Raw genomic sequence first — 12612 nt, forward strand, 5'->3', positions numbered from 1 at the left:
TTAACTGTTCGCTCAAAATCCGCGAACACTTACCATGCACTTCTCCCTGAACCGCTCCAGCAGCACCCCCCTGGTGCAACAACTCACCGACCACCTGCAAACCTGGATCGACCAGCAGCGCCTGCGCCCCGGGGCGCGCCTGCCGTCGATCCGTGCACTGGCGCACAGCCAGGCGGTCAGCGCGTCTTGTGTGATCGAGGCCTATGATCGCCTGGTCGCCAGCGGCTGGCTGGAGGCGCGGCACGGCACCGGTTTCTTCGTCGCCGAGCGCAAACCAGGGGGCGGGGCCGATGATGGCCAGCCCTGGGGCGAGGCCGGCGATGGTCACTGGCGGCAATTTCGCGAGGGCCATGACGAACTGCTCAAGCTCGGTTGTGGCTGGTTGCCCAACAGCTGGCGTGCCACCACCGAGCTGGCCCAGGCCGTACGCCTGGTCAGCCGCGGCAACCCGCAAGACCTGCTCGACTACTGCCCACCCCTGGGCCTGGCCAGCTTGCGCCAGCAACTGCACAAGCGCCTGGCGCGCCTGGATATCGCCGCCGGCCCGGAGCGCATCCTCACTACCCAGGGCGCCAGCCATGGCCTCGACCTGTTGGTACGCACGCTGCTGCGCCCAGGCGATACGGTGTTGGTGGAAAACCCCGGTTACTACAACCTGTTCAACCTGCTGCGCCAGCACCAGGTGCGCATGTTGCCCGTGCCGCGCCTGGCCGAGGGCCCAGACTTGGCTGCGCTGGAGCGCTTGCTTGCGGAGCATCGCCCACGATGCCTGTTCATCAACAGCCTGTACCACAACCCGACGGGCACCAGCCTCACCCCCAAAGTGGCCTACCGCCTGCTGGAACTGGCCCGCGAGCACGACCTGCGCATCATCGAAGACGATATCTACGCCGACTTCCAGGAGGGCCCGGCAACGCGCCTGGCCACGCTGGACAGCGAGCAGCGGGTGATCTACATGGCCAGTTTCTCCAAGACCCTGAGCAGCTCGTTGCGGGTCGGCTACCTGGTTGCCGAGCCCTTGTTGCTGGCGCGGCTGGCTGAACTGAAAATGGTCAGCGGCATCGGCACATCGCGGTTTGCCGAGCAGGTGGTCGGGCAGATGCTGGCCAACGGCAGTTACCGCAAAAGCGTGCAACGCCTGCGGTTGCGCCTGGGTCAGCACATGGCCAAGTTGCTTGGGCAACTGGAGCAAGCAGGCTGGGAGGTGTTCTGTGAACCCTATGGCGGCATGTTCGTCTGGGCCAGGGTACCGGGGCGTGACTTCGCCAGCCTCGAGCAACGGGCCCTGGAACATTCGGTGCTGCTCACCCCTGGTAGCGCCTTCGATTACCAGGGCGCCGCCAGCGCCTGGCTGCGCATCAATGTCGCTTACGGGCAGGATTCTCGCGCCCAGGCCTTCTTGAAATACGCAGGGCGACCCCCAGCACACTGATAGCGACACGCTCATAGCTATTTGACACTATTCTGGCGTCAGGCCCTTGTGAGTGGACTGGCATCGTTGCCACGCTTGGCCTTCGGCAAACCTGACAAGGTGAAGGGGAATCGGCGATGGGTGCGACCAAGCACGGTGTTCTGGCCAACCTGGGCATGGCCCGCAAACTGGGCCTGGGCTTTACCCTGGTGCTGTTGCTGACCCTGGCGGTGGCGGCCATTGGCATCGCCGCGTTGCACAGTGTGGGCCAGCGCTTTGACGGCTTGCGCCAGCTGGCCCAGTTCAATACCGACCTGCTCAGGTTGCGCCAGCACGAACAAACCTTTGCCCTGAGCTCTGATATCAAGCAGGCCGAGGCGTTGCGCAGCGGTTTGCAGGGGTTGGCCGAGCGCGCCCGTGGCTTGCCGGCGCTGGCGGCGGCCGAGGCTGAGCTGGGCGCTTACGGGCAGGCGTTCGAGGCCTTTGTCGAGGCGGTGCAGGCCAAGGAGCTGGCGCTGGACATGGCCAGTTGGTCGGTGTCCAGCGTGGCCAACAACCTTGATGTGCTGCAGGCCGGGCTGGCCGATGACGGCACCTACACCCTCAAGCAATCCCAGGGCCAGCAGGGCGGTGAGTTTCTTGAGCAGGCTGGGCAAGTGGCGCAGGTTTCACGGCTGATGCTGCAGGCGATGGACGAAGCCCGCGTGCGCCTGGAAAAGAGCCGCAAGGGTGAAGAGGGCGTCGGCCAGGCGCGCATCGCCCAGACCCTCGAAGCCGCGAACCTGGTCGAACAGCTCAAGGGCGCCGTCAGCGATGCCGGCTACCAGAGTGTGCTGGGTGAAGTAGCCGGGCACATCGGCAGCTTCTCCGACAAGCTCAACGAATACACCGACCTGCTGGCCAAGGAGCAAGGCCTCAAGGCCGAGTTGCAGGCGCGGGCCGAGCAGGTCACCGGCCGGGTCGACCAGGCCTACCTGGGACAGGAGCAGGCCTTGCAGGGCGAATTGTCCCGCAATGCCCTGGCCATTGCCCTGGCCACGGGGCTTGCACTGTTGGCCGGCGTGCTGGCTGCCTGGCTGATCACTCGCGCGGTGGTTGGCCCGCTCAAGCGCGTCATCGCCCGCGCCCAGCGCATTGCTGCGGGCGAGTTAGGCCTGGAGGCAGAAGCGCCGCGCAGCGATGAGGTTGGGCAGTTGTTGCAGGCCATGCAGCAGATGGCGGCCGGCCTGTCGGGCATTGTCAGCGGGTTGCAGCAGGGCATCGAGCAACTGGCCGGCAGCGCCCAGGCGTTGTCAGCGGTGACCGAGCAGACCAACCGCGAGGTGGGCAGCCAGAAGGAGGAGACCGAGCAGGTGGCGACCGCCATGCAGCAGATGACTGCCACTGTGCACGATGTGGCGCGCAATGCCGAGGAGGCAGCGCAGGCGGCCCAGTCGGCCGACGACAGGGTCGAGTCCGGGCAGCAGGTGGTGCGTCAGAGCATGCAGCGTATCGAACAGTTGGCGACAGCCGCAGAGGCGGCCAGTGCCGGCATCGACAGCCTCAGCGCAGAGATCCATACCATTGGTGATGTGCTCGAAGTGATCAAGAGCGTCGCTGAGCAGACCAACCTGCTGGCGCTCAACGCCGCGATCGAGGCGGCTCGTGCCGGCGAGCAGGGGCGTGGGTTCGCGGTAGTGGCTGACGAGGTTCGGGCGCTGGCCCGACGTACCCGGCAATCGACCGAGCAGATCGAAAGCCTGGTCGCCAGCCTGCGCGGCAATGCCCAGCAGTCGGTGGCACAGATCCGCGGCAGCACCGAGCTGGTGCGCCTGGCGGTGGCCGATGCGTTGCAGACCGAAAGCGCGCTGGGCAGCATCGCCGTGGCGGTTTCATTGATTCAGCAGATGAACCAGCAGATTGCGGCGGCGGCCGAGCAGCAGAGCTCGGTAGCCGAAGAGATCAGCCGCAGCGTCACGCAGATCCGCGGCAGTGCCGATCAGGCGGCGTTGGCGATGCAGGACAACGCCAGGTCGAGTGTCGAGCTGGCGCAGTTGGGCACTGATTTGAAAGGGATGGTGGGGCATTTCAGGTTGTGAGCCTGGCCCCTATCTCTGTTGCCTGTACTGGCCTCTTCGCGGGGCAAGCCCGCTCCCACAGGTGCCTGTGGGAGCGGGCTTGCCCCGCGAAGAGGCCGGCACAGGCTACAAAAACCTTCAGGCTCTACGTGGGTTGAGGATCAGCAAGGTCAACACCCCCGCCACGATCCCCCAGACCGCCGAGCCAATGGAGAACAGCGTCAACCCTGAAGCCGTGACCATGAAGGTGATCAACGCCGCCTCACGCTCACGCGCCTCACCCATGGCTACGGTCAACCCGTTCATGATCGAGCCGAACAACGCCAAGGCCGCAATTGACAGCACCAGCTCTTTCGGCAGCGCGGCAAACAATGCCGCCAAGGTCGCCCCGAATACCCCGGCAATGCCATAGAAAATCCCGCACCACACTGCCGCGGTATAACGCTTGCTCGGGTCTTCATGGGCGTGCGGCCCGGTGCAGATCGCCGCGCTGATCGCCGCCAGGTTGACCCCGTGCGAGCCGAACGGTGCCAGCAGCAACGAGGCAAACCCGGTAGCCGAGATCAGCGGCGAGGCGGGCACCTGGTAGCCGTCGGCACGCAGCACGGCCACGCCGGGCATGTTCTGCGAGGTCATGGCCACCACGAACAGCGGAATACCGATGCTGATGGTCGCCGCCAGCGAGAAGCTCGGCGTTGTCCATACCGGCGTTGCTACTTCCAGGCTGAACCCGCTGAAGTCCAGCAGGCCAAGGGCGCCGGACAGCGCGGTGCCGACCAGCAGCGCAGCCAGCACGCAGTAGCGCGGTGACAGACGTTTGACCAGCAGGTAGCTGAAGAACATGCCAAGCACCAGCAGCGTGCGGTGCTGGGCGGCGACGAAGATCTCGCTGCCGATCTTGAACAGGATGCCGGCCAGCAGCGCCGAGGCCAACGAGGCCGGAATACGCTTGACCAGCCGCTCGAAACTGCCAGTCAGGCCGCAGATCAGCACCAGCACGGCGCAGGTGATGTAGGCGCCGATGGCCTCACCATAACTCACCCCGCCCAGGCTTGTGATCAGCAGCGCGGCGCCGGGGGTCGACCAGGCCACGGTGATCGGCGTGCGATAGCGCAGCGACAGGCCAATGCTGCACACCGCCATGCCGATCGACAGCGCCCAGATCCAGGACGAAATCTGCGCGCTGGTCAGCCCTGCCGCCTGGCCGGCCTGGAACATCAGCACCAGTGAGCTGGTATAGCCGGTGAGCATGGCAATGAAGCCGGCGACAACCGCCGACGGGGAGCTGTCTGCCAGGGGCCGCAGGCGGGCGGAGGTGGCATCGGTCATGAAAAAAATCCTTGTAAAGGTGTAAGCAGTTTTTTCAGACTAACGCGAGCAAGGTTGATCCTTGCCATACAGCGGCCATTGCTTTTAGCCGTACAGTCGCCAACTATTGGGCACGAATGCACAACTGCATGGGAGGGGAGGGCGATGTACAAGGTCTATGGGGACTACCAGTCGGGCAACTGCTACAAGGTCAAGCTGATGTTGAGCCTGCTGGGTCGGCCGTATGAGTGGCACCCGGTGGATATTCTCAAGGGGGAGACCGAGACCCCCGAGTTCCTGGCGATGAACCCCAATGGCAAGGTGCCGGTGCTGGAGCTGGAAGACGGCACGTACCTGTGGGAGTCCAACGCCATCCTCAACTTCCTTGCCGACGGCAGTGACTTCCTGCCTACCGAGCCGCGCTTGCGCACGCAGGTGTTGCAGTGGCAGTTCTTCGAGCAGTACAGCCATGAGCCTTACATCGCCGTGGCGCGGTTCATTCAGTTCTACCTGGGGCTGCCGGATGACCGGCTGGAGGAATACCGCAAGCTGCACAAAGGTGGCTACAAGGCGCTCAAGGTCATGGAGCGGCAGTTGCAGATGACGCCGTACCTGGTCGGCGAGCGCTATTCGATTGCCGATGTGGCGCTGTATGCCTATACCCATGTGGCCCAGCAGGGTGGGTTCGACCTGGCGGACTACCCGGCGGTCAGGGCCTGGCTGGAGCGGGTGGCCAGCCACCCTCGGCATGTGCCGATGGTGGGCTGAGCCGGCCCGTGCCTAGAGGTCAGGCGAAGCGCTTGTCCAGGTAGGCAATGATCGCCTTGGACTCGTACATCCAGCTCACCTTGCCGTCTTCCTCGATGCGCAGGCACGGCACTTTGACCCGGCCTCCGCCTTCGAGCAGCGCCTGGCGATGCACCGGGTCGTTCTTGGCGTCACGCAACGCCATCGGCACATTCAGGCGGTGCAGGGTGCGGCGGGTCTTGACGCAGAATGGGCAGGCATGGAACTGGTACAGCGCGAGGCTACTGGCCGCTTGCTCGACGCGCGCCTGGGCGGCGGCATCGCGCTTGCGCTTGGCTGGGCGGCTGATCCAGTCGCCGAACACGATGAGCTGGCCGAGGCCAACCCGTAGGGCTTTGACGATCATGGGCAACTCCTGAAAAGAAAAAGCCGACCCCGCAGGGTCGGCTCGGGATCACCAGCCGATCACTTGATCAGGCTGAGGAACTCGCTGCGGGTGGCCGCGTTTTCGCGGAACTCGCCCAGCATCACCGAGGTGATCATGCTCGAGTTCTGCTTCTCGACACCGCGCATCATCATGCACATGTGCTTGGCTTCGATCACCACGGCCACGCCAGCGGCGCCGGTCACCTTCTCGACAGCTTCGGCGACCTGGCGGCTGAGGTTTTCCTGTATCTGCAGGCGACGGGCGTACATGTCGACGATGCGGGCAACTTTCGACAGGCCCAGAACCTTGCCCTTGGGCAGGTAGGCAACGTGAGCTTTGCCGATGAAAGGCAGCATGTGGTGCTCGCACATCGAGTACAGCTCGATGTCCCGGACCAGCACCATCTCGCTGTTATCGGAGGTGAACAGCGCGCCGTTGGTGACTTCTTCCAGCGTCTGCTCATAACCGCGGCAAAGGTACTTCATGGCCTTTGCAGCCCGCTTGGGCGTGTCGAGCAGGCCCTCACGGGAGACGTCCTCGCCGATCTGGCTGAGAATCTCGGTGTAGTTCTGTTCCAGGGACATGTATCTACCTGTGGGAAAAATCGCAAAAACGAAGGGTACGGCGGCAAGGGCGGCGCTGCAAGCGCGGCGTTACTCGTCGCGTCCTTCAAGCATGGTTCGTTTGAGCATCACGTAGACTGCGCCGGTGCCCCCATGGCGCGCATTGCACGAGGCAAAACCGAGCACTTGCGGGTGCTGACGCAGCCAGGTGTTGACGTGACTCTTGATCATCGGGCGCTTGCCGTCGAGGCGTGCGGCCTTGCCGTGGGTGACGCGCACGCAGCGCACTTCCAGCTTGGTGGCCTCGGCGATGAAGTCCCAGAGGGTCTCACGGGCTTTCTCGACGGTCATGCCGTGCAGGTCGAGGCTGCCCTCGAAGGCGATCTGGCCGAGTTTGAGTTTGCGCAGCTGGGTTTCTTGCACGCCGTCACGGCGCCACATCAACTCGTCTTCGGCGCCGACGTCGATGACGAACTGGTCGGACATGCCATCGATCACCAGTGCCTTGTCGCTGCGCACGGTGGCCGCCTGCCGCAGGCCGGCCAGTTGCTTGCGGTCGGCCTTGGGTTTGCCGACCTCGGCACGGTCGTGCTTGATCGGCTTGACGCCGCGCACTTCGGCATGGAACAGGGAAAAGTCGTTGTCTTGCATGATGCCTCCACGTGGGCGGCGTAGTTTACGCGACTGTGGGCGGCTGTGCAGCCATGTGTAGTCTGCGCGGGCTTCTTCGCGGCATCAGTGGAAACGTCAGTCGTGCTTTTTCATCAAATGCGGCGACAGGTTCAGCTCACGGCCACGGCGCAGGCGAATGCGGCTACGCCGCCAAAACCTCACGCCCAGCCACAGCAATAACAACCCCCCTGCCGTGAGGGTGGCCGACAGCGGCCGGTTGGCATTGAGTTCGGCCAGGGCCGGGTAATTGCCCAGCAGGCCGGCGATGCCGGCCATGGCCAGCAGCACACCCAGCGTTGCCAGCAGGGCCGACAGGCCGGCGGCCAGGCGAGCGCCCCAGTTGCGTGGTTCGCGCGGGCGCAGGCGCTTGGCGTCGAAACTGCCTTTGAGCTTCATTCCGATTTCCTCTGTGGATATCCGGAATTCGACCTGCGCTCGCCCGTTGGGTTCCGCCCGGCTGCCGGGCGGTAATTACCGGCCTTTGGATCAGATCAGGCTGGCGGTAGGGGCGACACAGGCGAAGTTGTCGGCCATCACGGCCATTTCACACTGGTGGATCTGCGCGGCCGGGATCACTCCGTCCTTGAACGCCAGGTCGCGGGTCGCCGAGGCGTCCTCCACCAGGGTGCACCGATAACCATAGTCCTTGGCGCGGCGCACGGTGGTGCTGACGCTGGAATGGCTCATGAAACCGCAGACGATCAGGTCCAGGTGGCCAAGCTCCTGCAAAGTGTCGTGCAGCTTGGTGTTCTTGAACGCGTTGGGCATGCGCTTTTCAATAACGATTTCGCCATCGTGCGGCTCCAGCCCGGGGATGAACTGGCCGCCGCTGCCTTGTGGGTCGAAGCGGCCACCGACAGTGCCCAGGTGGCGGACGTGGATGATCGGGCGGCCGCTCTTGCGCGCAGCGTCGAGCAACCGGGCGATGTTGGCCACGGCCTCGTCCATGCCCGACAGCGCCAGGGGACCACTCAGGTACTCCTTCTGCGCATCGATGATGATCAGGCTGGCGTGGCTCAACTTGGCCGGCGGGTAGTCGCGGCCAGTGAGGCGGAACATCGTGGTTGGAACGGACATCAAGGGCTCCTTGGAAGGGCTTTTGTATACCTATTGTCCCTTGCCTTGGCGTCAATGGGAATGGTTGACATCGCAAGCGGCGTAGTTACTGGCCTGTGGCTAGCCTTTGAGCGACCCGAAGGAACATTTGTGCGGGTTGGGCTGTTAGACTTTTGTACGGTCTGAATTAGGAGTACCCCGTGATCACATCCCGTCTGCGCACGCTGCGCGACTACATCCGCTGGGCGGTCAGCCGCTTCCACGAGCGCGAGCTGTTCTTCGGCCACGGTGCCGACAACGCCTGGGACGAAGCCCGCTTGCTGGTGCTGGGCGCCGTGCACCTGCCGTGGGAGGTGGCCGACAGCTACCTGGACTGCATGCTCGAGGACGACGAGCGCGTGCGCCTGCAGCACCTGTTGAAGCGGCGCATCGAAGAGCGTGTGCCAACCGCCTACTTGTTGGGCGAGGCGTGGTTTTGCGGCATGTCGTTCATCGTCGACGAGCGGGTGCTGGTGCCCCGTTCGCCCATTGGCGAGCTGATCGAAAAACGTTTCGAGCCGTGGCTGGCGTCAGAGCCTGCGCGCATTCTCGACCTGTGCACAGGCTCCGGTTGCATCGGCATCGTGGCGGCCGAAGTGTTCCCCGAGGCTGAAGTGGTGCTGGGTGACCTGTCGTTCGATGCCCTTGAGGTGGCGAACCAGAACATCGAACGGCATGGCCTGGACATGCGCGTCTACACCGTGCAGGGCGACGGCTTCGATGGCCTTCCAGGGCAGCGTTTCGACCTGATCCTGTCCAACCCGCCGTACGTCGACGCCGAAGACTTCGATGACATGCCGGCCGAGTACCACCACGAGCCCGAACTGGGCCTGGCCTGCGGTAACGATGGCCTGGACCTGGTGCGGCGCATGCTTGCCGAGGCGGCAGACCACCTCAACGACAAGGGTTTGTTGATCGTCGAAGTGGGCAACAGCCAGGTGCATGTCGAGTCGCTGTACCCCGAGGTGGATTTTGCCTGGCTGGAGTTCGAGCGTGGCGGGCATGGGGTGTTCATGCTGACGGCCGAGCAGTGCCGCCAGCATCAGGAGCTGTTCAAAGCCCGCGTTTGACTTGGGGCTGCAGCCACCCTTTCAGCGGGTTGCAATCCAGATCAGCAACCCGGCCTGAAACACCGCAAAGGCCACCAGGCAGGTGATGGTAAAACGCAACCCGCCGTCTTCGCGCCGGTACTTGGCCACCCGCTCATCCCGCTCACGCAGTTGGCCTTCCTTCTCTTGCAACTGCTGGTCGGCCTGCTGCAGCAGGTTGGCCGCGTCGAGAATCTCGACCCGCTGCAGCCGCTCGTTGCTCCAGGCGGCCTTGAGCTGGCCCACCGTGATTTCCACGGTGCGGCCCTTCAGGTGCTGAGGGTCTTCATATTCGACCTTGATGCCAACCCCATGCAGGAACTGGTCGCGGCGCAGGCGTGAATCCTCGCTCAGGGCATCCTTGTTCGGCAGTGCCATGCCTTCGACCTGGTAATGCGACCACTTGCGCTGCAACCATTGCACGGCCTGGGCCAGCATGAAGCGGCCGATGCCGCGGTTCAGCGGCTCCAGTTGCAGGCCCTGGTCGCTGCCAATGCGCACCCGGCGCTCGGCGTGGTCGACGCGGATGTCCAGGTGGTTCTGCTCTTTGCGCACTTTTTGCCCAGGCAGCTGGATTTCCATACGCAGCAGGCTGTGCGCCTTGTCGTGGCGCTCGGCATAGCCGAACTGCACGAACCGCAGCGGGCGGGCGCCGGTGGCGCGGTCGGTGGGCAGGGGCGCCAGGCGCAACAGCTGGAAGTGTTCGACGGCAAGGTCTGCCCAAGGCAGCGTGGCGCCGTCCTCGGGTTGTGGCTGTTCGGCCGGGTCTACGGCGGTAGGGGCAATGGTCATCAGGGCTGTCCTTATGTACGTGCTGGCAGCCTGAGGGGGCACTGCGTGCCCCTTTCGCGACGCAAGGCCACCCCTACAGGGCATCGCGTGCTTTTTTGTAGGAGCGGCCTTGCGTCGCGAAAGGGCTGCGCAGCGGCCCCGGATTCTCGCCACCACCCACGTTATCGGCAGCGGCGTTCAAGACCTGAGGGTCAGGCCGATGGCAAATGCTGGATGAACGTCACGATTCGCTCCCCCAGTTCGCGAGCCAGAGGCAGCTCTGGGTTGAGGTAGCTGTCACGTTGCTGGCTCATGCCCTTGGGGCTGATGCGCAGCATGTGGTTCATGCCATCGATCAAGACCAGTTGCGCATCAGGTTTAGCTGCCTTCAGGCGTTCGGCATCGGTCACGTCGACCTGCACGTCATTACGGCCCTGGACAATCAGCGCCGGCATCGGCAGTTGCGCGAACGCCGCCGCCGGGTTCTGCCGGAACAGCGAAATCAGGTAGGGCTGCACGCTGGGGCGGAACACCTGGCGCAGCGGAGCGGGTACGTCCAGGCTGGTCTGCCCAGCCTGCAGGCGGTCGAGCAAGGCACTGCCACGGGCCAGTTGGGCGGGCGGCAGGCGCTGGGCCAGCTGTTCGCGCAGCACCTCAGCCAGCGGCCGGCCGCTGCCGGCCAGGGTGATCACCGCGCTGGCGCCGGCCTGCTCGGCAGCCAGGCTGGCGATCAGCGCGCCTTCGCTGTGGCCGACCAGAATCAGTGGGCCGAAACGCGGGTCGGCCTTGAGCTTGCGGCTCCAGGCCACCACATCGGCGACATAGCGCTCGACGCTGAGGTCACGTTCGTCGGGCGTCGCCGGTTGGCTGGCGGCCACGCCACGTTTGTCGAAGCGCACGCTGGCAATGTGGTCGCCGGCCAGCAACAGGGCCAGCCGCTTGAGGTTGTCGATACGCCCCGAGGCCGGGTTGTTGCCGTCGCGGTCCGTCGGGCCGGAACCAGCGATGATCAACACCACGGGGGGCGGGGTGGCCTGCTGCGGCAACAGCAGGCTGCCGTGCAGCACGCCCTGGCCGGTGTCCAGGTCGATGGGGCGTTGCAGGACGGTGGGGGAGGCGGCCTGGGCGAGGCTGGCACAGAGCATGAAAAGCAGGGCGACGAGGCGCGGCATCATGGGGTACTACGGTGGGGAGGTGATGAATATGACCTAATGTTTGCGTGAAGGTTCGCAAGGCCAGTACAGACGACCATTCCTGTTGAAATTTTCCGTATACTGCCGCTTTCGTTCATCTCAGGCAGACTCGCGGAGCGTCCATGTCCGGCAATACCTACGGCAAGCTGTTCACTGTCACCACCGCTGGCGAAAGCCATGGCCCGGCGTTGGTCGCCATTGTCGATGGATGCCCACCGGGCCTGGAGATCTCCCTGGCCGACCTGCAGCATGACCTCGACCGGCGCAAGCCCGGCACCAGCCGGCACACCACCCAGCGCCAGGAGCCGGACGAGGTGGAAATCCTCTCCGGTGTGTTCGAAGGCCGTACCACGGGCTGCTCGATCGGCCTGCTGATCCGCAACACCGACCAGAAGTCCAAGGACTATTCGGCGATCAAGGACCTGTTCCGCCCGGCGCACGCCGACTACACCTACCACCACAAGTACGGTGAGCGAGATTACCGCGGCGGCGGGCGCAGCTCGGCCCGCGAAACCGCCATGCGCGTGGCGGCGGGGGCCATCGCCAAGAAGTACCTGGCCACCCAGGGCATCACCGTGCGCGGCTACATGAGCCAGCTCGGCCCGATCGAGATCCCGTTCAAGACCTGGGCATCGGTAGAGCAGAACGCCTTCTTCAGCCCCGACCCGGACAAGGTGCCGGAGCTCGAGGCCTACATGGACCAGCTGCGCCGCGACCAGGATTCGGTTGGGGCCAAGATCACCGTGGTCGCCGAAGGGGTGATGCCGGGCCTGGGCGAGCCCATCTTCGACCGCCTCGACGCGGAACTTGCCCATGCGCTGATGAGCATCAACGCGGTCAAGGGTGTGGAAATCGGCGCGGGCTTTGCCAGTGTCGCCCAGCGTGGCACCGAGCACCGTGACGAAATGACCCCGGAAGGCTTCCTCAGCAACAACGCTGGCGGCATTCTTGGCGGTATTTCCTCGGGGCAGCCTATCGTTGCGCACCTGGCGCTGAAACCGACGTCGAGCATCACGGTGCCGGGCCGCTCGATCGATGTGAATGGTAATCCGGTCGAAGTGATCACCAAGGGGCGTCATGACCCGTGTGTCGGCATCCGCGCCACGCCGATCGCCGAGGCGATGATGGCCATTGCGCTGATGGACCACCTGCTGCGTCACCGTGCGCAGAATGCCGAGGTCAAGGTCAGTACCCCGGTGCTGGGCCAGCTCTGATTCGTCGGTACCAGCCTCTTCGCGGGTTTAGCCGCGAAGAGGCTGGCACCGGCAACAACAAAACTG

At 64.5% G+C, this 12612-nt stretch carries 13 protein-coding genes and 1 pseudogene; 6 read left to right on the forward strand and 8 right to left on the reverse strand.

The annotated features are described in order from the left end of the window. The first annotated feature begins 34 nt into the window (after window positions 1–34). From CKW22_RS11530 to CKW22_RS28125, 3 genes and pseudogenes are all read left to right on the forward strand, one after another. A complete protein-coding gene (locus CKW22_RS11530) occupies window positions 35–1432 on the forward strand; it encodes a PLP-dependent aminotransferase family protein (protein WP_095064138.1) in 1398 nt (465 codons plus the stop codon). Between the two features lie 668 nt (window positions 1433–2100). After that, window positions 2101–2628: pseudogene (locus CKW22_RS28120) on the forward strand (HAMP domain-containing protein); the annotation flags it as partial. Further along, window positions 2626–3489 carry a methyl-accepting chemotaxis protein gene (locus CKW22_RS28125; protein ID WP_371856412.1) on the forward strand — a complete coding sequence of 288 codons (864 nt, stop codon included), beginning with the start codon at window positions 2626–2628 and terminating at the stop codon, window positions 3487–3489. The pseudogene CKW22_RS28120 and the gene CKW22_RS28125, both read left to right, overlap by 3 nt. Before the next feature lie 117 nt (window positions 3490–3606). Here CKW22_RS28125 and CKW22_RS11540 read toward each other — a convergent pair whose 3' ends face one another. Next, a complete protein-coding gene (locus tag CKW22_RS11540; RefSeq protein WP_095064140.1) occupies window positions 3607–4797 on the reverse strand; it encodes a benzoate/H(+) symporter BenE family transporter in 1191 nt (396 codons plus the stop codon). 144 nt (window positions 4798–4941) lie between these two features. On the opposite strand from CKW22_RS11540, the gene CKW22_RS11545 reads away from it, so the two are divergent. Next, window positions 4942–5544, forward strand: coding sequence for a glutathione S-transferase family protein (locus tag CKW22_RS11545; RefSeq protein ID WP_033700660.1), 603 nt, complete (start codon window positions 4942–4944; stop codon window positions 5542–5544). A 19-nt stretch (window positions 5545–5563) separates the two neighbouring features. On the opposite strand, the gene CKW22_RS11550 is transcribed toward CKW22_RS11545, so the two are convergent. From CKW22_RS11550 to CKW22_RS11570, 5 genes are all read right to left on the reverse strand, one after another. After that, window positions 5564–5929, reverse strand: a complete 366-nt coding sequence (locus tag CKW22_RS11550) for a glutaredoxin (RefSeq protein ID WP_033700658.1) — start codon at window positions 5927–5929, stop codon at window positions 5564–5566. A 59-nt stretch (window positions 5930–5988) separates the two neighbouring features. Further along, the gene (gene folE, locus CKW22_RS11555; protein WP_033700657.1) at window positions 5989–6534 is read right to left on the reverse strand and encodes a GTP cyclohydrolase I FolE; all 546 of its coding nucleotides are present in this window, start codon (window positions 6532–6534) and stop codon (window positions 5989–5991) included. 69 nt (window positions 6535–6603) lie between these two features. Beyond that, entirely contained in the window at window positions 6604–7164 is a 561-nt protein-coding gene (locus CKW22_RS11560; RefSeq protein WP_033700655.1) for a Smr/MutS family protein, read from the reverse strand. Window positions 7165–7260: 96 nt separating this feature from the next. Then, the gene (locus CKW22_RS11565) at window positions 7261–7581 is read right to left on the reverse strand and encodes a hypothetical protein (RefSeq protein WP_033700654.1); all 321 of its coding nucleotides are present in this window, start codon (window positions 7579–7581) and stop codon (window positions 7261–7263) included. A 90-nt stretch (window positions 7582–7671) separates the two neighbouring features. Further along, window positions 7672–8262 carry a cysteine hydrolase family protein gene (locus CKW22_RS11570; protein ID WP_033700653.1) on the reverse strand — a complete coding sequence of 197 codons (591 nt, stop codon included), beginning with the start codon at window positions 8260–8262 and terminating at the stop codon, window positions 7672–7674. Window positions 8263–8441: 179 nt separating this feature from the next. Between CKW22_RS11570 and prmB the strand changes: the two genes are divergently transcribed. After that, window positions 8442–9350: a 50S ribosomal protein L3 N(5)-glutamine methyltransferase gene (prmB, locus tag CKW22_RS11575; protein ID WP_033700652.1), complete on the forward strand. Its 909-nt coding sequence runs from the start codon at window positions 8442–8444 to the stop codon at window positions 9348–9350. A 21-nt stretch (window positions 9351–9371) separates the two neighbouring features. On the opposite strand, the gene CKW22_RS11580 is transcribed toward prmB, so the two are convergent. After that, window positions 9372–10160, reverse strand: coding sequence for a hypothetical protein (locus CKW22_RS11580; protein ID WP_033700651.1), 789 nt, complete (start codon window positions 10158–10160; stop codon window positions 9372–9374). Window positions 10161–10351: 191 nt separating this feature from the next. Continuing rightward, window positions 10352–11314, reverse strand: coding sequence for an alpha/beta hydrolase (locus tag CKW22_RS11585; RefSeq protein WP_033700650.1), 963 nt, complete (start codon window positions 11312–11314; stop codon window positions 10352–10354). A gap of 140 nt (window positions 11315–11454) precedes the next feature. Between CKW22_RS11585 and aroC the strand changes: the two genes are divergently transcribed. Further along, complete coding sequence (gene aroC, locus CKW22_RS11590) at window positions 11455–12546, forward strand: chorismate synthase (protein WP_033700649.1); 1092 nt, start codon at window positions 11455–11457, stop codon at window positions 12544–12546. The last annotated feature ends 66 nt before the right edge of the window (window positions 12547–12612 follow it).

It is taken from the genome of Pseudomonas sp. Irchel s3f19 (genome assembly GCF_900187555.1).
Taxonomy (GTDB): domain Bacteria; phylum Pseudomonadota; class Gammaproteobacteria; order Pseudomonadales; family Pseudomonadaceae; genus Aquipseudomonas; species Aquipseudomonas capeferrum.